We start from the raw sequence: 26,027 nt of genomic DNA, 5'->3' as shown, positions 1-26,027 counted from the left end.
CAGCGCTCCTCGCGTGAGCGCGCCTTAACGTCAATTATTCATCTAACAACTACAACACCCATCACTGCAACTAGAGCAGCCGCAACAACTTTATAGGCGTCAACCATGCATCATCACTTGCTCGAACAAAAAAAACTGCACGTGTGCAGCCACCCGCTATTTGTAGGAATAACTTCACTTAGCAAATTACAACACTTTATGGAAAGCCATGTATTTGCGGTTTGGGACTTCATGACCCTGACCAAACGCCTGCAACAAGACCTTACTTGTACGCAAATACCCTGGCTTCCGCCCACCCATCCGCAGGCTGCGCGCCTGATCAATGAAATCGTGCTGGGTGAGGAGTCAGACGAACATCCGACCCGCGGCCACTGCAGCCACTTTGAGCTGTACCTGGAGGCCATGGCAGAGGTGGGCGCCAACACCCGCGTCATCGCACGTTTCATTGAGCTGCAACATCAGGGAGTGGAAGTAAGCGCAGCGCTGCAAATGATCGGTGCCCCTCCCGGTGTACCCCGCTTTGTCGACAGCACATGGCAGATCGCACTCAGCGCCCCCACCCACTGCGTAGCGGCTGCCTTTTTGCATGGGCGCGAGGGTGTGATTGCCTCGATGTTCGAGCGCCTTTTGCGCGCCAGCCCCTTCATTGCCCGTCAGGCCCCCATCTTGTGTCACTACCTCAACCGCCACATCGAGCTGGATAGCCAGGAGCATGGGCCGGCAGCAGAACAGATGCTCCAGGGTTTGATCGGCGCAGACCCGACTCGCCAGCGACAAGCCGATAATGCCGCCCTCGATGCCCTGGAAAGCCGCATTACCTTTTGGGATGACGTGCAGGCCTCAATGCAAGAGGTACATCCATGAGTACCACCGACTACCGCTCCTTCGCCGAAGACTGGGAGCGTCGTGCCACCGTCCGCACCCGCCCGCGCCGTGTGTTGGAAAACGACGGCAAACTGATCTACCCCCTGTGCCGCCAGCCTCTGGTACTGAGTGCGACTTTCCTCAAGCACTGCCCACAGTGGCGCGACTTTGTGCTGACGCAGAGCTTTTACCGATTCATCCATGACATCGTCATTTTCGAAACCGAGATCGTCGACAAGACCGCCCGCAGTATCGCCAAGAATCGCTTCTCGCTGCCCCTGCCCCTCGCCTGCCGCTACGACGCGATGACCGTCGTGGTGGATGAGGATTACCACGCATTGGTGGCGCTGGACTTCCTGCAACAAGCCGTGGAATTGACCGGCATCCAGCCCCTCGACCTGCCCGGGCGTATCGAACTGAGCCGAGCCTTGCCGGCAGCCCTGGCGCAGGCACCGGAGCACCTGTGCGATGCCGTCGAGTTGATCGTCGTGGCCATCGCCGAAAACACCGTCACCCATGACGTGGCGGCCTTTTCCAACGACGACAGCGTCAAGGCGTCAGTGCGCGGCCTGATGGCCGACCACCTGTTCGATGAAGGGCGCCACGCCCGGTTCTGGACACAATTGGTGCGCATCTACTGGCAGTCGGCAAGCGCGCAAGACCGCGACAGTATCGCAGGCGTGCTACCGATTTTCCTGGCCCATTACCTGACCAACGAACTACAAAAAAGCTTCGACCTGCAGTTGGTCGAACACCTGGATATCGGTGCCGATATCCGTTTGGCACTGCATGACGAAATCGTTGCGTTGGACTTTCCCATCACCCCCCAGCACCCGATGATGGGCAATATCACGAGCTTCCTGCATCACAGCGGCATGCTGCACACCCCTAGCGTGAAACGAGCCCTGGGTGATTACTTTCTCGTACTGGGGAGAGTGACATGAGGCGCCTGACGATTGAATGGGGCGTTGCGAGTGGAGCGCTGGAGGCCCTCAGGCATGTGCTGGAACAATACGGGCATACCGCCGGGCCGGGGTCGGTCGACCTGGTCATTGAGGACGGCAGCCCGGCACCATCAGCTTTATCCATCGACGCGCCTTGGATGAGCCTGCGATTGGGCATCGGCCCAGTGTCCGCAAACGGGCTACCGAGGCTTCAGTTTCGCTGCTACGACCGTGAGCGACGCTTGTTAGCGGTGCACGACGTGGCCGAGGAGCCCAGCGGCAACGGCCAGCGATTGCGCCGTCGTGCGAAGGACGCCTTGGTGGACTGGGCAGCGTCGTTGGTCAGCGGATTCTCAAGAGATCCAGGCTATTTTTGTACGACGGCCACCCCAGACACCTCCTCCGAACACGGCTTGCAAGGACTGGAGGCACTGGCGTTCATGCATCGGTTCAACCGTACAGCAGACGCAGCGCTGCTACGCGCGGCACAGGTGCCCATGATCGAACGGTTGCAAGCCAGCCTTGGCACCTTCGCTCATCGTACAGCGCTGAATATCGCGGGTCGTGTGGTGACTTATCGGCAACTTCAGGAAAAAGCGGTCGCCATTCAACAGCGCTTTCTGCCCCTGCTGGAGGGCATTGAAACCCCGCCGGTGGTGGGTGTATGCCTGGACAGATCCACCGAGCTTTACGCAAGTATTCTGGCGGTGTTGGGTTGCGGCGCGGTGTATTTGCCGCTGTCTCCGGATCATCCGGTAAAACGCCAGCAGAGCATGCTGATAAGCGCAGGTGCCTGCCTATTGCTGGAGGATGGCTTGCATTCATTGCGGGATCATTTCGCCTCGCTTGATGTGAGCACACTCTCCCCACAAGGCATCGACCCCACGCAAGCGCTGATGCGCCATCGTCCCCACGCCGACGCGCCGTGCATGGCGCTTTTTACCTCCGGCACCACCGGGCGACCCAAGGGCGTGTTGCTCAGTCAGCATAATTTGGCGCACTTCACAGCCTGGCTCGGTGCCCATGTGGCGCTGGACGATAAAAGCCGCGTCCTGCAATTTTCGCCGCTGAGCTTTGACTCTTCGCTGATCGATATTTTCCCCGCCTTGATGGCGGGCGCTGAGTTGGTTGTCCCTGGCGCAGACCAACGTCACGATCCTCAGCAACTGGTCGAGTTGATACGCCAGCAGCGTGTCACCCATGCTTTTTTGCCACCGGCACTGCTCAGCATCCTGCCCCAGGACCAGTCTTTGGACCTCTCCCATTTGCTCACTGGCGGTGATTTTTGCGAGCCCCACGTGATCGAGCGAATGGCAGGCCAATGCCAGATGCACAACCTCTATGGCCCCACTGAAGCCACGGTACTGGCAACCCATCGGACGTTTCAGCACGATGACAGCAATCGCAACATCGGCTTGCCCATTGCCAACAGTCAGGTCCTGATCCTCGACGAGCACTTGCAACCGGTGGATGAACACGTGATGGGCGATCTTTATATCGCAGGCCCGGGGGTAAGCCTGGGCTACATGAACGGGCCACCACAGGCCGACTCCCCATTCGTCAAGCTGCGGTTGCCCGATGGACAATGGCTGCAGGCTTATCGCAGCGGCGACTTGGCGAAATGGACGCAGGACGGTATTGAGTTGGGTGGGCGACGGGACGATCAAGTCAAGATCCGAGGTTTTCGAGTCGAGCCTCAGGAGATTGAGCAGTGCCTGCGCAGCAGTCGATTGTTTCGCCAAGTGGCAGTGGTGATTGACCAGGCGCATAGAATCATTGGCTTTGCAGCCCAGCCCGAACCCGGAGCCACGCTGGCCAGCCTGAAGGCGCATGCCCGGCAGTGGCTGCCTGAGTATATGCAACCTGTCGCCTGGAGCGAGCTGCCGAGCCTGCCCGCTTCCAGCAACGGCAAGATCGATCGCAACGCGTTGCGCACGGCACCTGACACTCGTGCCCACGAGGTGGCGCGTTGCAGTACACGCACGCCCGTCCAGGCGCAGCTGGTGGGCCTATGGGCGCAATTGTTAGGGTTGCCTGCCGACGAAGTGTCAATCGACGAAAGCTTTTTCAACCTGGGTGGCCATTCGATCCTGCTGTCCACCTTGTTACTGCGCCTGCGCGAGCAGTTTGGTCGCAGCCTTTCCTTGAGCCAGTTTTTTGAAGCTCCGACGATTCGCTCTCTGGCCCTGCAGATGGCGGGCGGAGCGCTGCCGAACGCATCGTTTAGCCAGATGGAAAAAGATGCGTCCCGAGCCTTGGAGTTTGAAGTGCTCCCTGAAGCGCAGGCAGGAGACCCGCGCAAGGTGATCGTCACGGGGGCAAACAGCTTCGTCGGCGTGCATATCGTCCAGGCGTTGCTGGCTGGTGGGGCGCAGGAAGTAGCGTGCCTGGTTCGGGCGCTGCCAGGCCAGTCGGCGCAGGAACGATTCACTCAGGCGTTGCGCGAATACCACCTGGAGCACTTGGATCGAAGCCGAGTGCAGGTGTACGCGGCCGACCTTTGCCTACCACGCCTGGGCCTGTCCTGTGAGGCGTACGACCACCTTGCCCGCACTCACGGCGTGCTTGTGCACAATGCGGCTCAGGTCAACCATGTGATCGACTACACAACACTTGCCAAGGACAACGTCGAACCGGTGTTTGAATGCCTGCGTCTTTGCGAGACCCACTGTAAGAAAGTTTTCAACTTCATTTCAACGCTGTCGGCTTGCAGTGGCATCGACAGTGATCGGTATGTTCTCGAAGCACCCGCAAGCCTCGCGTTGCCGATCTACGTAAAAAATGGCTACAACCTCTCGAAGTGGGTGGCGGAGCGACTGTTGGGGCGTGCCGTCGAGCGAGGGGGCTGGGTGAATATTCATAGACCGGGGAATATCAGTTTCAACAGTCAGAACGGTGTCTGCCAACCTCATAAAAACCGATTGATGTTGATGCTCAAAGGTTCGTTGCAGTTAGGCATGGTCCCTACAATAGCGGGGAATTTCGATCTGATGCCGGTGGACTTCCTGGCGCGCTTTATCGCGTTTCACAGCCCGCGGTTTGTCGAGGGGCGAAATGTGTTCAACCTGCACAATCCACAACCTTTGAGTTGGGACCAGTATGTTGATGCGTTCAGCCTGGCAGGGCACACCTTTGAACGAGTCAGCCTTGAACATTGGCAATGGGCGTTGCGAACAGTGCGCAGTGACAATGCATTGTTTGGCGTACTGGGCTTCTACCTTGATGGGCTGGGGGAAGACATCGGCGACACGTCGATGATCCATCACAGCAATGCCCAGTGGGGGCTGGAGCAGATGGGCGCACACTATCCGCCCAAGAGCCCCGCGCTGTTACGCAAGGGCTGTGACTACCTCAGGGCCATTGGCTTTCTCTGAGCGGCTGTGGGGCCGCAGCAGACCGCGTGCTTTAGCTGCTTGGCTGAGTGTCGGAGCGAGGCTCGCTCCGATACAGCCAGGATCAGATTTTGAAGCTATCGACCAATTGCTTCAGTCGACTGGCCTGCTGGGACAGTGCATCGCAGTCCTTGAGCGTCTCGTTAAGATTGGCCACGCCTTGCTGATTGAGCAGGTTGATCTGGTTGATGTCGACGTTGAGGGTTTCAACCACCGCCGTTTGTTCCTCAGTAGCAGCGGCGACCGATTGGTTCATGCCGTCGATCTCAACGATTCGCTGCGTCACGCTGACCAGACGCTCGCCTGCCTGGTTAGCCACTTCGACGCTTTCTTCGCTGGAGGCTTGGCTAGCGTTCATGGTGGTCACGGCTTCACGCGAGCCCACTTGCAGGGAAGTGATCATTTTGTGGATCTCTTCTGCCGACTCCTGGGTACGGTGAGCCAGGTTACGCACCTCATCAGCGACCACGGCAAACCCACGCCCAGCTTCGCCAGCACGGGCAGCTTCGATTGCCGCGTTAAGCGCGAGCAGGTTGGTCTGCTGGGAGATGCCCTTGATCACATCAAGAATGTGCCCGATGTTGTCGGTACTGGCGTTGAGGGTTTCGATCTGCGTGCAGGACAGGCTGATTTTCTGCGACAGTTCCGACATCGCCTGGATGGTCTGCTCGACCACCTTGCGCCCATCATCAGCTTGCTCGCTGGCACCGCTGGCATGCTGCGAGGCATCGGCGGCGTTACGTGCGATTTCCTGGGTAGCGGCGCCCAGTTCGTTGATCGCGGCTGCCACGCTGTTGGTACGAGCGCTTTGTTCGTCAGAGCCAATGATCGATGCGTTGGACGACGCCATCACGCGCTGGGACAAATCATGCACCTGGCGTGTCGCCGACGAAACTTCGGAGATCGAGGCGTGGATCCGTTCGACGAACTGATTGAATGCGCTCCCGACTTCGCCGAACTCATCTTTGCTGGTCACATCGAGGCGTCGGGTCAGATCACCTTCGCCTTGGGCGATGTCCTGCATGGCGACGCCCATGGTGGTCAACGGGCGTAACAACACTTGAATCAACAGACTCAGCAGTACGGCAATCGCTACCACGGCGATAAGCATCGCGATCAACGCTGAAGTGCGGAATTTACCCAGTGCGGCGTAGGCTTTGTCTCTGTCGATAGACAAACCGATGTACCAGTCAGCGCCCGGCAAACCGCTGATTGGGGTAAACGAGAGGATTCGGTCTTGTCCATTGAGGACTACGTCCTGGTTAACCTTCTCGATGCGCACTTGGCTGCCAGGATAGATGTCCTTGAGGTTTTTCATCACCTGATCCTGGTCGGGACTGACGATGACTTGGCCATCACCACTGACCAGGAACGCATGGCCAATACCGCCAAAATCTACCGAGTTGATAATCTTCACCAAGGTTTGCAGGCTCAAGTCACCACCTACTACGCCGAGCAACTCTCCGTTCTTCTTCACCGGCATGGCGATTGTCACGATCTGGCCGCCTACAGCCGCCATATAAGGCGGGGTAAGCATGGTTTTGTCGGCTGCTACGGCTTGCTTGTACCAAGGGCGCTGACGTGGGTCATAGCCTTCAGGCATCTTCGCATCGGGGCGCTGGGTGAATACACCGTTGACCTGGCCAACATAGGTGAACTGGAAGTTGGCGGTGAGCGCCGGTTGATCGACCAAGCCGGGAAGGTCCGCGCCGCTCCCTTGATGAGCAACGTTTTGTGCCAGGTTTTCAAGGACCAGGATGCGGCCGCTGAGCCAGTTCTGCACACTGCTGGCGGTTAGCTCGCCGGATTGCTGGATAGAAGACGCCAGGTTTTGCCTGATGGTGTTGCGCTGCAGGTAATCGTTATAAAGCGTGAACAGCGCAAAGGCCAGAACCACGACGCCTGACGCAGCCAACAGAATTTTATGACTGAACTTGAGATTCATTTCATCGACTTCTTTTGCCAAAGGGGGGTGAGCGTGCCGAGTGGAACATTCCATGTAACGCGATAGGCGGACTCTGCGACCGCTCTATTTCGGTGCACGCATGGCTCGTCAGGCTTTCGGCAAGAAATCGATAAATCTTAGGACTTTGTGTGAATCTTCCTCTTTTAGCGCAGAGGGCCGACAGGCGGTAGGTGCGTAGCCCGATATCGGCCACAGACAGCCCTAAACGACAAAACCCCTGTCTGCGTTAGCAGACAGGGGTTTCGGAATTCAATCTTGACGATGACCTACTCTCACATGGGGAAACCCCACACTACCATCGGCGATGCATCGTTTCACTGCTGAGTTCGGGATGGGATCAGGTGGTTCCAATGCTCTATGGTCGTCAAGAAATTCTGTGTACCAGATCGTTGCGTCAGCAACGTGCCGGTGAAATTCATGGACTTCTACATAAACAAAACCCCTGTCTGCGTGAGCAAACAGGGGTTCTGGAATTTAATCTTGACGATGACCTACTCTCACATGGGGAAACCCCACACTACCATCGGCGATGCATCGTTTCACTGCTGAGTTCGGGATGGGATCAGGTGGTTCCAATGCTCTATGGTCGTCAAGAAATTCGGGTACTGAGTCGTGACCAGATGGCCTCGCTTCAGCAAATTGGGTATGTAATAGAATTCAGTGTTTTGTGAGCGTCGAACTTTCGGTTCATTGCGTCTTCACACACCGCAATCTGGTCTCTCTCGAGTCGCAAATTGCTTGGGTGTTATATGGTCAAGCCTCACGGGCAATTAGTATTGGTTAGCTCAACGCCTCACAGCGCTTACACACCCAACCTATCAACGTCGTAGTCTTCGACGGCCCTTCAGGGAACTCAAGGTTCCAGTGAGATCTCATCTTGAGGCTAGTTTCCCGCTTAGATGCTTTCAGCGGTTATCTATTCCGAACATAGCTACCCGGCAATGCCACTGGCGTGACAACCGGAACACCAGAGGTTCGTCCACTCCGGTCCTCTCGTACTAGGAGCAGCCCCTCTCAAATCTCAAACGTCCACGGCAGATAGGGACCGAACTGTCTCACGACGTTCTAAACCCAGCTCGCGTACCACTTTAAATGGCGAACAGCCATACCCTTGGGACCGGCTTCAGCCCCAGGATGTGATGAGCCGACATCGAGGTGCCAAACACCGCCGTCGATATGAACTCTTGGGCGGTATCAGCCTGTTATCCCCGGAGTACCTTTTATCCGTTGAGCGATGGCCCTTCCATACAGAACCACCGGATCACTAAGACCTACTTTCGTACCTGCTCGACGTGTCTGTCTCGCAGTCAAGCGCGCTTTTGCCTTTATACTCTACGACCGATTTCCGACCGGTCTGAGCGCACCTTCGTACTCCTCCGTTACTCTTTAGGAGGAGACCGCCCCAGTCAAACTACCCACCATACACTGTCCTCGATCCGGATAACGGACCTGAGTTAGAACCTCAAAGTTGCCAGGGTGGTATTTCAAGGTTGGCTCCACGCAGACTGGCGTCCACGCTTCAAAGCCTCCCACCTATCCTACACAAGCAAATTCAAAGTCCAGTGCAAAGCTATAGTAAAGGTTCACGGGGTCTTTCCGTCTAGCCGCGGATACACTGCATCTTCACAGCGATTTCAATTTCACTGAGTCTCGGGTGGAGACAGCGCCGCCATCGTTACGCCATTCGTGCAGGTCGGAACTTACCCGACAAGGAATTTCGCTACCTTAGGACCGTTATAGTTACGGCCGCCGTTTACCGGGGCTTCGATCAAGAGCTTCGCGTTAGCTAACCCCATCAATTAACCTTCCGGCACCGGGCAGGCGTCACACCCTATACGTCCACTTTCGTGTTTGCAGAGTGCTGTGTTTTTAATAAACAGTCGCAGCGGCCTGGTATCTTCGACCGGCATGAGCTTACGGAGCAAGTCCTTCACCCTCACCGGCGCACCTTCTCCCGAAGTTACGGTGCCATTTTGCCTAGTTCCTTCACCCGAGTTCTCTCAAGCGCCTTGGTATTCTCTACCCAACCACCTGTGTCGGTTTGGGGTACGGTTCCTGGTTACCTGAAGCTTAGAAGCTTTTCTTGGAAGCATGGCATCAACCACTTCGTCGTCTAAAAGACGACTCGTCATCAGCTCTCGGCCTTAGAATCCCGGATTTACCTAAGATTCCAGCCTACCACCTTAAACTTGGACAACCAACGCCAAGCTGGCCTAGCCTTCTCCGTCCCTCCATCGCAATAACCAGAAGTACAGGAATATTAACCTGTTTTCCATCGACTACGCTTTTCAGCCTCGCCTTAGGGACCGACTAACCCTGCGTCGATTAACGTTGCGCAGGAAACCTTGGTCTTTCGGCGTGGGTGTTTTTCACACCCATTGTCGTTACTCATGTCAGCATTCGCACTTCTGATACCTCCAGCAAGCTTCTCAACTCACCTTCACAGGCTTACAGAACGCTCCTCTACCGCATCACTTACGTGATACCCGTAGCTTCGGTGTATGGTTTGAGCCCCGTTACATCTTCCGCGCAGGCCGACTCGACTAGTGAGCTATTACGCTTTCTTTAAAGGGTGGCTGCTTCTAAGCCAACCTCCTAGCTGTCTAAGCCTTCCCACATCGTTTCCCACTTAACCATAACTTTGGGACCTTAGCTGACGGTCTGGGTTGTTTCCCTTTTCACGACGGACGTTAGCACCCGCCGTGTGTCTCCCATGCTCGGCACTTGTAGGTATTCGGAGTTTGCATCGGTTTGGTAAGTCGGGATGACCCCCTAGCCGAAACAGTGCTCTACCCCCTACAGTGATACATGAGGCGCTACCTAAATAGCTTTCGAGGAGAACCAGCTATCTCCGAGCTTGATTAGCCTTTCACTCCGATCCACAGGTCATCCGCTAACTTTTCAACGGTAGTCGGTTCGGTCCTCCAGTTAGTGTTACCCAACCTTCAACCTGCCCATGGATAGATCGCCCGGTTTCGGGTCTATTCCCAGCGACTAGACGCCCTATTAAGACTCGCTTTCGCTACGCCTCCCCTATTCGGTTAAGCTCGCCACTGAAAATAAGTCGCTGACCCATTATACAAAAGGTACGCAGTCACCCAACAAAGTGGGCTCCCACTGCTTGTACGCATACGGTTTCAGGATCTATTTCACTCCCCTCTCCGGGGTTCTTTTCGCCTTTCCCTCACGGTACTAGTTCACTATCGGTCAGTCAGTAGTATTTAGCCTTGGAGGATGGTCCCCCCATATTCAGACAAAGTTTCTCGTGCTCCGTCCTACTCGATTTCATGACTAAGAGATTTTCGCGTACAGGGCTATCACCCACTATGGCCGCACTTTCCAGAGCGTTCCGCTAATCTCAAAGCCACTTAAGGGCTAGTCCCCGTTCGCTCGCCACTACTAAGGGAATCTCGGTTGATTTCTTTTCCTCAGGGTACTTAGATGTTTCAGTTCCCCTGGTTCGCTCCATACACCTATGTATTCAGTGTAAGGTAACCATCTTATGATGGCTGGGTTCCCCCATTCAGACATCTCCGGATCAAAGTCTGTTTGCCGACTCCCCGAAGCTTTTCGCAGGCTACCACGTCTTTCATCGCCTCTGACTGCCAAGGCATCCACCGTATGCGCTTCTTCACTTGACCATATAACCCCAAGCAATCTGGTTATACTGTGAAGACAACATTCGCCGAAAATTCGAATTTCTCAGTTAAGAGAACTCACAAATTTTACCTTAGCCTGATCCGTTACCAGTGAAAGTAACGTTCAGTCTATCTTTCTATCACATACCCAAATTTTTAAAGAACGAACTAGTCAAAGACTAGAAATCAACATTCACCATCACAACGATGGAATGCTCATTTCTAAGCTTTATACCGACAGAAGCAGTAGTGGTGGAGCCAAACGGGATCGAACCGTTGACCTCCTGCGTGCAAGGCAGGCGCTCTCCCAGCTGAGCTATGGCCCCGTATTTCTACAGGCGTTTCCCACACAAAATTGGTGGGTCTGGGCAGATTCGAACTGCCGACCTCACCCTTATCAGGGGTGCGCTCTAACCAACTGAGCTACAGACCCAATTTCGGGCTGCTTCTTTCGTCTTCTTCAATGAATCAAGCAATTCGTGTGGGAGCTCATGGAGCAGCTGATGTCGTCGATTAAGGAGGTGATCCAGCCGCAGGTTCCCCTACGGCTACCTTGTTACGACTTCACCCCAGTCATGAATCACACCGTGGTAACCGTCCTCCCGAAGGTTAGACTAGCTACTTCTGGTGCAACCCACTCCCATGGTGTGACGGGCGGTGTGTACAAGGCCCGGGAACGTATTCACCGCGACATTCTGATTCGCGATTACTAGCGATTCCGACTTCACGCAGTCGAGTTGCAGACTGCGATCCGGACTACGATCGGTTTTGTGGGATTAGCTCCACCTCGCGGCTTGGCAACCCTCTGTACCGACCATTGTAGCACGTGTGTAGCCCAGGCCGTAAGGGCCATGATGACTTGACGTCATCCCCACCTTCCTCCGGTTTGTCACCGGCAGTCTCCTTAGAGTGCCCACCATTATGTGCTGGTAACTAAGGACAAGGGTTGCGCTCGTTACGGGACTTAACCCAACATCTCACGACACGAGCTGACGACAGCCATGCAGCACCTGTCTCAATGTTCCCGAAGGCACCAATCCATCTCTGGAAAGTTCATTGGATGTCAAGGCCTGGTAAGGTTCTTCGCGTTGCTTCGAATTAAACCACATGCTCCACCGCTTGTGCGGGCCCCCGTCAATTCATTTGAGTTTTAACCTTGCGGCCGTACTCCCCAGGCGGTCAACTTAATGCGTTAGCTGCGCCACTAAGAGCTCAAGGCTCCCAACGGCTAGTTGACATCGTTTACGGCGTGGACTACCAGGGTATCTAATCCTGTTTGCTCCCCACGCTTTCGCACCTCAGTGTCAGTGTTGGTCCAGGTGGTCGCCTTCGCCACTGGTGTTCCTTCCTATATCTACGCATTTCACCGCTACACAGGAAATTCCACCACCCTCTACCACACTCTAGTCAGTCAGTTTTGAATGCAGTTCCCAGGTTGAGCCCGGGGATTTCACATCCAACTTAACAAACCACCTACGCGCGCTTTACGCCCAGTAATTCCGATTAACGCTTGCACCCTCTGTATTACCGCGGCTGCTGGCACAGAGTTAGCCGGTGCTTATTCTGTCGGTAACGTCAAAACAATCACGTATTAAGTAACTGCCCTTCCTCCCAACTTAAAGTGCTTTACAATCCGAAGACCTTCTTCACACACGCGGCATGGCTGGATCAGGCTTTCGCCCATTGTCCAATATTCCCCACTGCTGCCTCCCGTAGGAGTCTGGACCGTGTCTCAGTTCCAGTGTGACTGATCATCCTCTCAGACCAGTTACGGATCGTCGCCTTGGTGAGCCATTACCTCACCAACTAGCTAATCCGACCTAGGCTCATCTGATAGCGCAAGGCCCGAAGGTCCCCTGCTTTCTCCCGTAGGACGTATGCGGTATTAGCGTCCGTTTCCGAACGTTATCCCCCACTACCAGGCAGATTCCTAGGCATTACTCACCCGTCCGCCGCTCTCAAGAGAAGCAAGCTTCTCTCTACCGCTCGACTTGCATGTGTTAGGCCTGCCGCCAGCGTTCAATCTGAGCCATGATCAAACTCTTCAGTTCAAACATCTTTGGGTTTTTAAGAAACCCTAAACTTGGCTCAGCAATCGTTGGTTACATCTTTGATTTCTCGCGGAGTAACTTGTGATGCTGATAATCTTGTTGACTATCAGTCTGACTCCACAAGCACCCACACGAATTGCTTGATTCAGTTGTTAAAGAGCGGTTGGTTAAGATCTTTCGTCTCAACCGAGGCGCGCATTCTACAGCAGCCTCATTTGCTGTCAAGTGGTTATTTTCAGAAGTTTTCGAAGATTTCTTCAACAACTTCAACCACTTGCGCTTGCGATCTCTCGTAAGCGGGAGGCGAATTGTACAGCGTTACACGCTGCTGTCAACACCTCTTTTTCAACTTCCTTTTGACTTCGATGAACTGAAGCAACCTGCTGCCGAAACCTACTTAACTCATTGTTTACCAAGGAGTTTTCCGTTTCGACTGCGCCGGAAGTGGGGCGAATTATAGGCTTCCAGAATCTGCCGTCAACTTCTAATTTCGTTTTCTTATCAATTAGTTAGGATTGATCAAAAAACAATCGACTGACGCCTCCATATATAGGAAAGGGCATTCAGATAACGCCAGCCTCTCTTAAAGCAGCCACACTCGATGGTGTCAGCCCCAGCACACCCTGCAGCACCTGAAGTGTGTGCTCACCCAGCAACGGAGGCGCACTGCGATATTCCACAGGTGTCTTTGAAAGCCGTATCGGGCTGGCAACCTGAGGCACCATCCCCGCTAAAGCATGGGGCAGCTCTATGGCCAGCCCCCGCGCTTTCACCTGAGGGTCAGCAAACATTTGCGCCAGATCGTTGATCGGCCCGCACGGCACACCGACTTTCTCCAGTTGTGACACCCACTCTGCCGTAGTCTTGAAGACGGTTGCCTGACGAATCAGCGGAATCAACGCCGCACGGTTGGCAACCCGCATCTTGTTCGTAGAGAACCGCGGATCATCCACCCACTGCGGCTGCCCAGCCACTTCGGCGAACTTGCGAAACTGGCTGTCATTACCCACCGTCAGGATGAAATCACCATCAGCCGTAGGAAAGTCCTGATAAGGCACGATATTCGGATGCGCATTGCCCAGGCGTTTCGGCGAGACTCCAGTCGTCAGGTAATTCATCGCCTGATTGGCCAGACACGCCACTTGCACATCCAACAGCGCCATGTCGATGTGCTGCCCACCGCCGTCATGGTCCCGGTGAGCAAGCGCCGCCAGGATCGCCACGGTGGAATAGAGGCCCGTGAGAATATCGGTCAATGCCACGCCAACCTTCACCGGCCCCGCGCCCTCATCCCCCTCAGGCCGGCCGGTCAGGCTCATCAGCCCCCCCAGCCCTTGAATCATGAAGTCATAGCCGGCACGCGTTGCGTAAGGTCCGGTCTGGCCGAAGCCTGTGATCGAGCAATAGATGAGCTCCGGATTTATTTCCTTGAGCGACTCATAATCCAAGCCATAAGCCGCCAGGCCACCCACCTTGAAGTTTTCGATCAGGATGTCCGACTTGGCCGCCAGGTCACGCACCAGCTTCTGTCCCTCAGGCTTGGTGAAGTCGATGGTCACCGACTCCTTATTCCGGTTGGCAGCCAGGTAGTACGCCGCCTCGCTGGTATTCTCACCATAGGCGTCCTTGAGGAAAGGCGGCCCCCAGGCACGCGTATCGTCACCATTTCCCGGCCTTTCGACCTTGATCACCTCGGCCCCAAGGTCGGCAAGTATCTGGCCGGACCAAGGGCCCGCCAGTACTCGCGACAAATCCAGTACCCGCAGATGCGAGAGCGCGCCCATGCCCGTGCTCCTATTAATAGAAGGCCTGAAGACCGGTTTGCGCGCGCCCCAGGATCAGGGCATGCACGTCATGCGTACCTTCGTAGGTATTGACCACTTCCAGGTTGACCAAATGCCGCGCCACCCCGAATTCGTCGGAGATGCCGTTGCCACCGAGCATGTCTCGAGCCATGCGCGCGATATCCAGGGACTTGCCGCAAGAGTTGCGCTTCATGATCGACGTAATCTCCACCGCTGCAGTCCCTTCATCCTTCATCCGCCCAAGACGCAGGCAGCCTTGCAGCGCCAGCGTGATCTCGGTCTGCATGTCGGCCAGCTTCTTCTGGATCAATTGCGTGGCGGCCAATGGCCGACCGAACTGCTGACGGTCCAGGGTGTACTGACGCGCGGTATGCCAGCAGAACTCGGCAGCTCCCAGCGCTCCCCAAGAGATGCCGTATCGCGCCGAATTCAGGCAAGTAAAAGGACCTTTCAAGCCACGCACATCCGGAAAGATGTTTTCTTCCGGAACAAATACGTTATCCATCACAATCTCGCCGGTGATGGAAGCCCGCAGGCCAACCTTGCCGTGAATCGCCGGAGCGCTCAGGCCCTTCCAGCCCTTTTCCAGGACAAAACCACGTATGTCGCCGGCGTCATCCTTACCCCAGACCACAAATACATCGGCGATCGGGCTGTTGGTGATCCACATCTTCGCGCCGGTCAGGCTGTAGCCACCCTCCACTTTACGTGCACGGGTAATCATCGCGCCTGGATCCGAACCATGATTGGGCTCGGTGAGACCGAAGCAGCCGATCCATTCGCCGGAGGCCAATTTCGGCAGGTATTTCTGCTTTTGCGCTTCGGTCCCGAATTCATTGATCGGCACCATCACCAACGAGGACTGCACACTCATCATCGAGCGATAACCGGAATCGACACGCTCGACTTCGCGGGCAATCAACCCGTAACTGACGTAGTTCAAGCCGCTGCCGCCGTATTGCTCGGGGATCATCGCGCCCAGCAAACCGGTTTCGCCCATTTCGCGGAAGATCGCGGGGTCGGTCTTTTCATGGCGGAAAGCTTCAAGCACACGAGGAGCCAACTTGTCCTGAGCGAACTGCTCGGCACTGTCACGCACCATGCGCTCCTCTTCGGTGAGTTGTTGATCCAGCAGCAGTGGATCGATCCAGTTGAAGCTTGCCTTGCCAGCCATGAATAAGTCCTCACGAAAAGAATCAAACGTCGTGCATGCAGACTAGGCCGGGCCGGTGCAGAGGGCAAACGAGGTTTCTGCAAGAGCTTGTGCTAATTTCTCACTTCGTAATGCACAACAAGGCCGATAAAAGCGCCTTACATGTGAGGACAATGTATATGCGCAGGAAAATCCCCAGCACTACCGCACTCATTAGCTTTGAAGCAGCGGCCCGCCACGAGAGCTTCACCAAGGCGGCGCTGGAGCTTTCCATCACCCAAGGCGCGATCTGCCGACAGATCGCCAGCCTTGAAGAGTTTTTGAGTGTCGAGCTGTTTCGACGCTCGCGGCGCGGGGTAAAGCTGACCGAGGCCGGACTGTCCTATAGCCGCAGAGTGGCGACGCAACTGGATGCAGTGGAGCGCGACACCCTCTCCGTCATGGGCCAGCAGGGCGCGAACGTCATCGAACTGGCAGTGGTACCTACGTTTGGCACTCAGTGGCTGATCCCGCGCTTGAAAGACTTTCAACAGCAGCACCCGGAAGTGACCGTCAACCTGACCAACCGCACGCGCCCCTTCCTGTTTGCCGACACCGAATTCGACGCCGCGATCTACTTCGGCGATGCCGACTGGTCCGGCACACACTCTCATAGGCTCATGGGCGAAAACCCTGTCCCCGTCTGCAGCCCATGCTTGCTCGGCGAACGCGCGCACTTCACTCCACAGGAAATTTCCGAACTGCCTCTGCTGCAGCAGACAACGCGCCCTTATGCCTGGCGTCAGTGGTTCAACGCCCAGCAGCTGAGCATCGCGCGCGACATGACAGGCCCGCGTTACGAGCTATTCTCAATGCTGTCTCAGGCGGCAATGCATGACATGGGCATCGCGTTGATCCCACCCTTCTTGATTCAGCGAGAGCTGAAAGAGAAACGACTGGTGATCGCGAGCAACCAAACCCTGCGCAGCGACAAGGCTTATTACCTGATGATCCCGGAGCGAAAGGTCGAATCCGCCTCCTTGCACGCGTTCCGAGATTGGCTGATTGTTCAATCGCAGCGCTACAACTCCAATGTTTAAAGGCATAGAGCTACTTACTGACTTTGTAGTCAAATAAATTAAAGCACTACAGATATAATTGAATGTCGCATTTAAGCAGACTGTATCGGCTAAACGAAAATGAGGCTCAAGGCCATGATTCTCATGGCTTGTAGCGACTATCACAGACCAATAACCGACTATTCACATCGAAGATGGAAATGCCAGCCTAAAATCCCGTAAAGCCTTTAAACATCTGTATTTAAAGCGGTTATTTCCTGGCATTGCGACAATCAGTCACAGGGTGACTTGTAGTTAATTTTTCGTCACCCGTCATAATCCCTTGAAGGCCGTAAAGTTCGCCTGCAAAATGCCGCGCCCCGCTGTCATTTCAGCGGGATCGTGCTGATCGTCCGCCCCAGCTGCGCCACTGACGGCGCACTGGCCTTTTTACAAAAAGATCAAAAGCAAAAAGATCATGCAGGAGATTTGACGTGCACATTGGTGTTCCTCTCGAAACCCAGACCGGTGAAACGCGGGTGGCTGCCACCCCGGAAACCATCAAGAAGCTGATCGGCCAGGGCCATAAGGTCACTGTACAAAGCGGCGCAGGCATTAAAGCCAGCATCGTCGACAGTGCCTATGAAACGGCAGGCGCAACCATTGGCGGCGCCAACGATGCGTTTGGCGCCGAATTGATCCTCAAGGTGGTCGCCCCGAGCGACAGCGAACTGGCGCTGATCAACAGCGGCACCGTATTGGTGGGCATGCTCAACCCGTTCAGCAACGAAACCATCGCCAAGCTTGCAGAACGCGACATCACGGCCTTCGCTCTCGAAGCTGCGCCACGCACTTCGCGAGCCCAGAGCCTGGATGTGCTGTCCTCACAGGCCAACATCGCCGGCTATAAAGCCGTCTTGCTGGCGGCCCATCACTACCCGCGCTTCATGCCGATGCTGATGACCGCTGCAGGTACCGTGAAAGCGGCCCGTGTGCTGATCCTCGGCGCCGGCGTCGCAGGTCTGCAGGCCATCGCAACAGCGAAACGCCTGGGTGCAGTGATCGAAGCCTCTGACGTACGCCCGGCCGTAAAGGAACAGATTGAATCCCTCGGCGCCAAGTTCGTCGACGTGCCTTACGAAACCGATGAGGAACGCGAATGCGCAGTCGGCGTCGGCGGTTATGCACGTCCGATGCCTACCAGCTGGATGCAGCGCCAGGCCCTGGCGGTACATGAGCGCGCCAAGCAAGCCGACATCGTTATCACCACCGCATTGATCCCCGGCCGCAAGGCACCCACCTTGCTCAGCGCCGAAACCGTCGCACAGATGAAGCCCGGCTCGGTGGTCATTGACCTCGCGGCAGCACAGGGCGGTAACTGCCCGCTGACCGTCGCCGATCAAGTCGTGGTGGAAAACGGTGTGATCATTTGCGGCCCGACCAACCTGGCCGGTGCCGTGGCAGCCGATGCATCGGCGTTGTATGCACGCAACCTGCTGGACTTCCTGAAACTGGTATTCACCAAGGAAGGGCAGTTTGAAATCAACCTCGAAGACGACATCGTCGCCGCGTGCCTGATGTGCCGCGACGGCCAAGTCATCCGCAAAAACGCCTAAGCAGGGATTCAGACGATGGAAGAGCTTATCTCCCCCGGTATCTACAACCTGATCATCTTTGTGCTGGCGATTTATGTCGGTTACCACGTGGTCTGGAACGTGACACCCGCACTGCACACGCCGTTGATGGCGGTGACCAACGCCATTTCGGCCATCGTGATCGTCGGCGCGATGCTCGCCGCGGCCCTCACGGTGACGCCGCTGGGCAAAACGATGGGCACCCTGGCCGTGGCGCTGGCGGCCGTCAACGTATTTGGTGGCTTTCTGGTCACCCGGCGCATGCTTGAGATGTTCAAGAAAAAAGCCCCGAAAGTAAAAGAAGAGGCGCCAAAGTAATGAGCATGAACCTCGTCACGACGCTCTACCTGATTGCGTCGATCTGTTTCATCCAAGCCCTCAAGGGCCTCTCGCACCCGACCACTTCGCGGCGCGGCAACCTGTTCGGCATGCTCGGCATGGCGCTGGCGGTGCTCACCACCGTTGGCCTCATCTATAAGCTCGGCGCTGAGCTGGCAACCGCCGGTATCGGCTACGTAATCGTCGGCCTGCTGATCGGCGGCACCGCCGGCTCGATCATGGCCAAGCGCGTAGAAATGACCAAGATGCCGGAGCTGGTCGCCTTCATGCACAGCATGATCGGCCTGGCAGCGGTATTTATCGCCATCGCGGCTGTCGTCGAGCCGCAATCGCTGGGCATCGTCAAACACCTGGGCGACTCGATTCCTGCCGGCAACCGCCTGGAACTGTTCCTTGGCGCGGCGATTGGTGCAATCACCTTCTCCGGTTCGGTGATCGCCTTCGGCAAGCTGTCGGGCAAGTACAAGTTCCGCCTGTTCCAGGGTGCACCGGTACAGTTCGGTGGCCAGCACAAGCTCAACCTGGTGCTGGGCCTGCTGACCCTGGGCCTGGGGCTGACGTTCATGTTCACCGGCAACCTCACTGCTTTCGCAGTGATGCTGGCCCTGGCTTTCGTGCTGGGCGTGCTGATCATCATCCCGATCGGTGGCGCTGATATGCCGGTCGTGGTGTCGATGCTCAACAGCTACTCTGGCTGGGCGGCGGCGGGGATTGGCTTTTCGCTGAACAACTCGATGCTGATCATCGCCGGCTCCCTGGTGGGCTCCAGCGGCGCGATCCTCTCGTACATCATGTGCAAGGCGATGAACCGCTCCTTCTTTAATGTACTGCTCGGCGGTTTCGGCAATACGCCGGATGCCGGTGCAGCGACAGGCTCCAAGGAAGCGCGCCCGGTGAAGTCCGGCTCGGCCGACGACGCCACCTTCCTGCTGACCAACGCCGACACCGTGATCATCGTGCCGGGCTATGGCCTTGCCGTGGCCCGGGCGCAACACGCGCTCAAGGAATTGACCGAGAAGCTGACTCATCGCGGCGTGACGGTGAAGTACGCGATCCACCCGGTGGCGGGCCGTATGCCAGGGCACATGAACGTACTGCTGGCCGAGGCAGAAGTGCCTTACGACCAGGTGTTCGAGATGGAAGACATCAACTCCGAGTTCGGCCAGGCCGATGTGGTACTGGTGCTGGGCGCCAACGACGTGGTCAACCCGGCCGCCAAGAACGACCCGAACTCACCGATCGCCGGCATGCCGATCCTCGAGGCGTTCAAGGCCAAGACCATCATCGTCAACAAGCGTTCGATGGCCAGCGGCTACGCGGGCCTGGATAACGAGTTGTTCTACCTGGACAAGACCATGATGGTCTTCGGCGATGCCAAGAAGGTCATCGAAGATATGGTCAAGGCCGTCGAATAACACTGCGCCAGCGCAATACCCGAAACCCTGGCCTCACGTAGGCTGGGGTTTTTTATTACCACGTGAAACCCGACCAAAGGCTCTAAATCGCCACTCGGCATTCGACCATGGTAGCGGGCCGAAACTTTTTGAAATCACTACACTGCCCACCTTGCTTCCGTAGCCTGAGATAAACATTCATGTACCGTGATCGTATCCGCTTGCCTTCGTTGTTGAACAAGGTCATGAGCGCGGCAGACGCCGCTGCACTGATCGAGGACGGCATGACCGTCGGCATGAGCGGCTTCACCCGTGCCGGTGAAGCCAAGGCCGTGCCCCACGCCCTGGCCGAACGCGCCAAGACTTCGCCGCTGAAAATCACCCTGATGACCGGCGCCAGCCTGGGTAACGACCTGGACAAGCAGTTGACCGAAGCCGGCGTGCTGTCACGCCGCATGCCATTCCAGGTGGACAGCACGCTGCGCAAGGCGATCAATGCGGGCGAGGTGATGTTTATCGACCAGCACCTATCGGAAACCGTCGAGCAACTGCGCAACAACCAGCTCAAGTTGCCGGACATCGCGGTGATCGAAGCCGTTGCGATCACCGAGCTGGGGCATATCGTGCCCACTACCTCGGTGGGTAACTCGGCCAGCTTCGCGATTTTCGCCAAACAAGTGATCGTCGAGATCAACCTGGCGCACAACCCGAACCTGGAAGGGCTGCACGACATCTATATCCCCTCCTACCGGCCAACGCGCACCCCGATTCCGCTGGTTAAAGTCGACGACCGCATTGGCAGCCCGGCTATTCCGATCCCGCCCGAGAAGATCGTCGCCATTGTCATCACCAACCAGGCCGATTCTGCGTCCACCGTGACGCCACCCGACGCCGATACCCAAGGCATCGCCAATCACCTGATCAACTTTCTGAAACAGGAAGTAGACGCCGGGCGCATGACCAACAAGCTCGGCCCGCTGCAGGCCGGCATCGGCAATATCGCTAACGCGGTGATGTGCGGCTTGATCGACTCGCCGTTCGAAGACCTGACCATGTATTCGGAAGTGTTGCAGGACTCGACGTTCGACTTGATCGACGCCGGCAAGCTGAGCTTCGCCTCCGGCAGCTCGATTACCCTGTCGGAACGGCGCAACGCCGATGTGTTCGGCAACCTTGAGCACTACAAGGACAAACTGGTGCTGCGCCCGCAGGAGATCTCCAATCACCCTGAAGTGGTACGTCGCCTGGGCATTATTGGGATCAACACCGCGCTGGAGTTCGATATCTACGGCAACGTTAACTCCACCCATGTCTGCGGCACGCGAATGATGAACGGTATCGGCGGTTCCGGGGACTTTGCGCGCAATGCGCACCTGGCGATCTTCGTGACCAAGTCGATTGCCAAAGGCGGTGCCATTTCCAGCGTGGTGCCAATGGTGAGCCATGTGGACCACACCGAGCATGACGTAGATATCCTGGTGACCGAGGTGGGCCTGGCTGACTTGCGTGGCCTGGCGCCACGAGAGCGCGCTCGGGTGATCATCGACAACTGTGTGCACCCGGCGTATCGCGACGCGCTGAACAATTACTTCGACGCCGCCTGTGCGATCGGCGGGCATACCCCGCACATCCTGCGCGAAGCACTGAGCTGGCACATTAACCTGGAAGAAACCGGCCACATGCTGAAGGCTTGACCGATACACAACCGGGCTGAGGCAAATACAGTTTTATCAGCCCGGCTGTCTCACCGGCATCTTTAGCAAAAACTGTACTGCTGTACCGGTAATTTCCTACCGAAATATCCCACTGCTCGCCTCAAAATCCCCAATTTCGCACTATTTAAGTGCAGACAGGTACAGTTGCACCAATTCCGTACCGTACAGCCTCTATAAACAGTTAACTGGCCCCTCACAATACAGGTGAACTGTATCTAGAGAGTCTTGCGTGGGAGGAGGATCATTGGCATCAGTTAAACCACTACCTAATCCCGCCACAAGCGGAAGGATGTCATCATGGAACGTACACTCAGTTCCGAACTGTTCTTCGAAGAAAAAGCTGTCAACACCCAGGCTTCCCTGCCTCTGCGCGTTCTTGCCAACCTGATGTTGTGGCAGCGCCGCATCTCCAGCCGCCACCAATTGGCTCGCCTGGATTCGCGTCTGCTGGCTGACGCCGGTATCAGCGAAGCTCAACGCTACGAAGAGCTGAGCAAGCCGTTCTGGCGCTGATTGGCGCTCGCTGGCCCTGACCCGTCGGGTCCACTGCCAGCACTCTGTTTTGTCAAAGCAAAGCCCGCCCCGAGTAACCGGAGGCGGGCTTTGCTGTTTCTGGAGAACCGCAACTACAAGAACGTCGCGCTATTGGACTGGTACAGTTTAAGTATTATTGAATTTGACCATTACAGTTGTACGCCAGGCTTCCGAATGGACAAGCAGTGGCCTAATATCCCGTCACCACGTGGCGAACCTTGTAGATCGGGCGTCAGATGCCCAGTTGCCCAACGTCCGTTTCACTGTGGCCGTTCTGTGCCACCTTATTGCCCATCTACAGGAGTTACCCCATGTCCCGTCTTCGCCTGCTGTGCACTGCCGCCCTGTTGGCCGTTGCTGCCAACGCCAACGCGAGCAGCCTGATCGTGACCACCGACTCGATCGTTGGCGCACTGAAAGCCACTTCCGATGCCACTTCCGATGCCACGTCGTCCTTGCGCGACAACAAAGTGGTGCAAGCTGCCCGTGACGACGCGGCCAGCTTTGTAGCCAGCGAAGGCGCCATCCGCGGCGTGAAGCTGGAAAGCGCCCTGGCACAGATCCGTCAACAAGCGCCGCAATTGAACACCGCCACCGACGCTCAATTGGCCCAGGCCATCCTGGCGATCTAACACCAGGCGCAAGCAGGGAGAGCCAGTCACTGCACTGGCTCTCGCCCGGCCATTGCGCTAGCCTTGGCGCTCGTTTTCAGTTGTCGAGTCCCATGGCTTTTTCAAACCGTCTGTTGATCGTTCCTGTGATGTTCTGCGCCTGCTCGGCACCATTGGCTTGGGCCTTTGATGTTTCAGTTCAGAGCACCGTTGTCAGCGTGTACGCCACCAGCAAGGTGACCTCTGCGCCGTTCGACAACAAGATGGTACGGCTCGCCAAGGATGATGCTGCCGCTTTCATTGCCACTGACGGCCAATGGCGGGGCGCACGCTTGGAGTCCGCGCTGGATTACCTGCGCCACACCCAGCCAAAACTTCATGCAAGCGACCTTGAACTGGCGCAGGCAATTCTCGTCCAATAATCATCTTTGTATGTCCCTCTTTGTATTGGAGTCACCCCATGCGTAGCCCGTTGATCGTCGCCGCCCTCGGCCTGCTGTTTTTGGCTGATGTGGCACAGGCGCAAACCCTGAAGGCCACCAGTAACATCATCGTGCGTGCTTCGGCGCGCACCATTGATTTCACCTCGGACACCACCACCTCCATCCGCGACTCCAAGATCGTGCGTGAAGCCCACGATGATGCCGCCAGCTTCGTCGCCACCAACGGCGAGATCCGTGGTGCGCAGCTCGAAGCGGCCTTCGACACTTTGCGCACCCGCGTCCCAGAAGCCCGTGATGCCAGTGACCAGACGCTCGCCGAAGCTATTCTCGCTCTGTGAGGCGCATCAACGCCTGGCTCCTGGCCGGAGCGGTGCTACTGTGCGCCGATGCCGCCCAGGCCAGCCTGCAACTGAGGCTCAACACCGATGGCTTGAGCCCGGCCGAACAGCAGGCCAGCCAGGCATTGCTCGATGAAGCGATGAGCGCCTTGCCGCCGCGCTTCATCGAGCAACTGGACCGCCGCATTGACGTCGGCTGGACCGACAAGATGCCTGAAAACGCTTATGGCCAGGCCTCCCTGGTGTCCGAACTGGACCTCAACCGAAACCTGCTCGTCAGCCTGACCGACGGCAGCGCCGCCACGCAGAAAACCAATCGCCCCCACGGCACCGTGCGCCGCGAAATGCTCGCCACCGTGCTGCATGAACTGACCCACATCTATGACCGTGCGCGCCTGTGGTCCAAGGACGAGCGGGCGCTGATCCAGCGCTGCAGCCGCCAGAACAACATCACCGGTTTGATTGGCTTGCCCGATCAGTGTCGCGGCCAGAATGACCGTCGCTTCACGCTCAGTGACGATCCACGCCTGCTGGACCTCGCCGGCTGGCCGCAATACGTCGGCCGTCGCGGCGAACGTGAACAGCACAACAACCAGGTGGTTCGCAGCCCGGACATCTACGAAACCACCAGCCCGCTGGAATTCGTCGCGGTCAACATGGAGTACTTCCTCCTCGACCCCAGCTACGCCTGCCGCCGTCCCGCGCTGGCGCGCTATTACAAGGAACACTTCGGCTGGGCGCCGCCTGGGCAGGATACATGTGGCAATACCTACGCTTTCTTGAACGCCGGCAATGATTTTGCCAAGACACCGCTGGGCCAGATCGACCCGGAACGCGTATACGAAATCGACTATCTGCTCGCCGAAGCCAATCAGAATCTGGTGAGTCGCTGGGGCCATAGCATGCTGCGTCTGGTGATCTGTGCCCCCGGCCGCCCTCGCGGGCCGGACTGCCGGCTGGACCTGGATCAGCACCTGGTCTTGTCCTACCGCGCCTTCGTCGGCGACGTACAGCTGTCGAGCTGGGACGGCCTGGTGGGCAAATACCCGTCACGGCTGTTCGTATTGCCGCTGGCCCAAGTCATCGACGAATACACCAAGACCGAACTGCGTGGCCTGGCGTCAGTGCCTCTGAAGCTCAACCGCCAGGAAATCAACGACACCGTCGAACATGCCGCTGAGATGCACTGGAGCTACGACGGCAACTACTTCTTTATTTCCAACAACTGCGCGGTAGAAAGCTTGAAGCTGTTGCGCAGTGGCAGCGCCAACCCGCAACTGACCGGCCTGGACAACATTACCCCCAACGGCTTGCTGGAAGTGCTCAGCGCACGTGGGCTGGCCGACACCAGCGTACTCGATGACAAGCGCGAGGCGCTGCGCCTGGGTTATCACTTCGACTCGTTCCGCGAGCGCTACCAGGCGATGTTCGATGTACTGCGCAAGCGGCTGCCGATCAAGCAGACCCAGGTCGAAGACTGGCTGTCGCTGAACGCACAGGAACGCCGCCAATGGTTCGGCCAGGCCGATTTGCGTACCAGCGCCGCGTTGCTGTTGCTGGAGCAAGCCAGCTACCGCAAACAGTTGATGCTCGCCCAGGACGAAGTCAAACAGCGTTACCTCAATGCCCGGGAGCTGAAAAACGGCGGCATGGAGAAGGCCAACAACACCTTGCAGCAAATCCTCGCCAACAGCGGCTTCCTCAGCCGCCCGGCCGAGCTGCTCGACAGTGGCGGCTACGGCTTGCCGCAACCGTCAGAGGCCAAGCGGTTGGAATCGGAAAGTGCCGAGCGCCAGAAGCAACTGCAATCGCTGACCGGCGACCTGGATAAAGAGGTGAGGGCGCTGCTCGATCCTTCCCGCGCGGCCGAGATTGCCGCTTGCGAAGGCAACCTCAAGCAAATGGGTGAACACCTGCGGGCGCTGCACAAAGCGGCCGGCGGCCTCGAACTGCCCTGAAAATTCGGTGATACGCATAACAAAGTGTGGGAGGGGGCTTGCCCCCGATAGCGGTGGGTCAGCCAGCACATATATCAGCTGACCCAATGCCATCGGGAGCAAGCCCCCTCCCACATGTGTATCGGCATCAGCCTAATGACCGAGTGTCACCTGTTTGCTCAGCGAAAGCTGGCTGAAAGCTTACCCGTCTAGGATCACCCCCACTGTCGGC

General features: G+C 56.9%; 16 protein-coding genes, 2 tRNA genes and 4 rRNA genes. 13 read left to right on the top strand and 9 right to left on the bottom strand.

The features are described 5' to 3' along the window. The first annotated feature begins 105 nt into the window (after positions 1 to 105). Genes C4J94_RS00620 through C4J94_RS00610 form a run of 3 tightly spaced genes read left to right on the top strand, consistent with a single transcriptional unit; the run spans position 106 to position 5,182 of the window. Positions 106 to 864, top strand: coding sequence for a DUF3050 domain-containing protein (locus C4J94_RS00620; protein WP_124384532.1), 759 nt, complete (start codon positions 106 to 108; stop codon positions 862 to 864). Beyond that, on the top strand, positions 861 to 1,808 hold the full coding sequence (locus tag C4J94_RS00615; RefSeq protein ID WP_124384531.1) for a diiron oxygenase: 948 nt from the start codon (positions 861 to 863) through the stop codon (positions 1,806 to 1,808). Before C4J94_RS00620 ends, C4J94_RS00615 begins: the two co-directional genes overlap by 4 nt. Further along, positions 1,805 to 5,182, top strand: coding sequence for an amino acid adenylation domain-containing protein (locus C4J94_RS00610; protein ID WP_124384530.1), 3,378 nt, complete (start codon positions 1,805 to 1,807; stop codon positions 5,180 to 5,182). The genes C4J94_RS00615 and C4J94_RS00610 overlap by 4 nt, the downstream gene beginning before the upstream one ends. Before the next feature lie 82 nt (positions 5,183 to 5,264). Here the strand turns inward: C4J94_RS00610 and C4J94_RS00605 are convergent, their stop codons facing one another. The 9 genes from C4J94_RS00605 to C4J94_RS00565 all read right to left on the bottom strand — a co-directional run bounded on the left by C4J94_RS00605 (position 5,265) and on the right by C4J94_RS00565 (position 15,834). Beyond that, a complete protein-coding gene (locus C4J94_RS00605; protein ID WP_124384529.1) occupies positions 5,265 to 7,145 on the bottom strand; it encodes a methyl-accepting chemotaxis protein in 1,881 nt (626 codons plus the stop codon). 274 nt (positions 7,146 to 7,419) lie between these two features. Continuing rightward, a 5S ribosomal RNA gene (rrf, locus tag C4J94_RS00600) occupies positions 7,420 to 7,535 on the bottom strand. A gap of 109 nt (positions 7,536 to 7,644) precedes the next feature. Next, a 5S ribosomal RNA gene (rrf, locus tag C4J94_RS00595) occupies positions 7,645 to 7,760 on the bottom strand. A 155-nt stretch (positions 7,761 to 7,915) separates the two neighbouring features. Further along, positions 7,916 to 10,807 (bottom strand): 23S ribosomal RNA (locus C4J94_RS00590). Between the two features lie 247 nt (positions 10,808 to 11,054). Further along, positions 11,055 to 11,130: transfer RNA gene (locus C4J94_RS00585), tRNA-Ala, on the bottom strand. A 30-nt stretch (positions 11,131 to 11,160) separates the two neighbouring features. Next, positions 11,161 to 11,237: transfer RNA gene (locus C4J94_RS00580), tRNA-Ile, on the bottom strand. Between the two features lie 81 nt (positions 11,238 to 11,318). Next, positions 11,319 to 12,855: ribosomal RNA gene (locus tag C4J94_RS00575) — 16S ribosomal RNA — on the bottom strand. The 16S, 23S and 5S rRNA genes sit together here with 2 tRNA genes alongside, the layout of an rRNA operon. Before the next feature lie 563 nt (positions 12,856 to 13,418). Beyond that, the gene (locus C4J94_RS00570) at positions 13,419 to 14,639 is read right to left on the bottom strand and encodes a CaiB/BaiF CoA-transferase family protein (RefSeq protein ID WP_124384528.1); all 1,221 of its coding nucleotides are present in this window, start codon (positions 14,637 to 14,639) and stop codon (positions 13,419 to 13,421) included. A 13-nt stretch (positions 14,640 to 14,652) separates the two neighbouring features. After that, positions 14,653 to 15,834 (bottom strand): acyl-CoA dehydrogenase, encoded by a 1,182-nt coding sequence (locus tag C4J94_RS00565; RefSeq protein WP_010207882.1) that lies wholly within the window; start codon positions 15,832 to 15,834, stop codon positions 14,653 to 14,655. A gap of 158 nt (positions 15,835 to 15,992) precedes the next feature. Between C4J94_RS00565 and C4J94_RS00560 the strand changes: the two genes are divergently transcribed. From C4J94_RS00560 to C4J94_RS00515, 10 genes are all read left to right on the top strand, one after another. Next, on the top strand, positions 15,993 to 16,892 hold the full coding sequence (locus tag C4J94_RS00560; RefSeq protein ID WP_124384527.1) for a LysR family transcriptional regulator: 900 nt from the start codon (positions 15,993 to 15,995) through the stop codon (positions 16,890 to 16,892). 452 nt (positions 16,893 to 17,344) lie between these two features. Beyond that, positions 17,345 to 18,466: a Re/Si-specific NAD(P)(+) transhydrogenase subunit alpha gene (locus C4J94_RS00555; protein ID WP_124384526.1), complete on the top strand. Its 1,122-nt coding sequence runs from the start codon at positions 17,345 to 17,347 to the stop codon at positions 18,464 to 18,466. 15 nt (positions 18,467 to 18,481) lie between these two features. After that, positions 18,482 to 18,802, top strand: coding sequence for an NAD(P) transhydrogenase subunit alpha (locus C4J94_RS00550; RefSeq protein ID WP_003187417.1), 321 nt, complete (start codon positions 18,482 to 18,484; stop codon positions 18,800 to 18,802). Then, the gene (locus C4J94_RS00545; protein ID WP_124384525.1) at positions 18,802 to 20,238 is read left to right on the top strand and encodes an NAD(P)(+) transhydrogenase (Re/Si-specific) subunit beta; all 1,437 of its coding nucleotides are present in this window, start codon (positions 18,802 to 18,804) and stop codon (positions 20,236 to 20,238) included. The genes C4J94_RS00550 and C4J94_RS00545 overlap by 1 nt, the downstream gene beginning before the upstream one ends. Before the next feature lie 179 nt (positions 20,239 to 20,417). Then, positions 20,418 to 21,911 carry an acetyl-CoA hydrolase/transferase family protein gene (locus tag C4J94_RS00540; RefSeq protein ID WP_124384524.1) on the top strand — a complete coding sequence of 498 codons (1,494 nt, stop codon included), beginning with the start codon at positions 20,418 to 20,420 and terminating at the stop codon, positions 21,909 to 21,911. Between the two features lie 318 nt (positions 21,912 to 22,229). After that, on the top strand, positions 22,230 to 22,445 hold the full coding sequence (locus tag C4J94_RS00535; RefSeq protein WP_003187413.1) for a DUF1127 domain-containing protein: 216 nt from the start codon (positions 22,230 to 22,232) through the stop codon (positions 22,443 to 22,445). A gap of 332 nt (positions 22,446 to 22,777) precedes the next feature. After that, positions 22,778 to 23,098 carry a DUF2388 domain-containing protein gene (locus C4J94_RS00530; RefSeq protein WP_124384523.1) on the top strand — a complete coding sequence of 107 codons (321 nt, stop codon included), beginning with the start codon at positions 22,778 to 22,780 and terminating at the stop codon, positions 23,096 to 23,098. A gap of 92 nt (positions 23,099 to 23,190) precedes the next feature. Then, positions 23,191 to 23,499, top strand: a complete 309-nt coding sequence (locus C4J94_RS00525; RefSeq protein WP_124384522.1) for a DUF2388 domain-containing protein — start codon at positions 23,191 to 23,193, stop codon at positions 23,497 to 23,499. Between the two features lie 38 nt (positions 23,500 to 23,537). Continuing rightward, positions 23,538 to 23,858, top strand: a complete 321-nt coding sequence (locus C4J94_RS00520) for a DUF2388 domain-containing protein (protein ID WP_057701772.1) — start codon at positions 23,538 to 23,540, stop codon at positions 23,856 to 23,858. Beyond that, positions 23,855 to 25,816 carry a DUF4105 domain-containing protein gene (locus tag C4J94_RS00515; RefSeq protein WP_124384521.1) on the top strand — a complete coding sequence of 654 codons (1,962 nt, stop codon included), beginning with the start codon at positions 23,855 to 23,857 and terminating at the stop codon, positions 25,814 to 25,816. Before C4J94_RS00520 ends, C4J94_RS00515 begins: the two co-directional genes overlap by 4 nt. Positions 25,817 to 26,027 lie beyond the last annotated feature (211 nt).

Source organism: Pseudomonas sp. R5-89-07 (assembly GCF_003851685.1).
GTDB lineage: Bacteria > Pseudomonadota > Gammaproteobacteria > Pseudomonadales > Pseudomonadaceae > Aquipseudomonas.
This window is presented reverse-complemented; position numbering and strand designations above follow the sequence as displayed.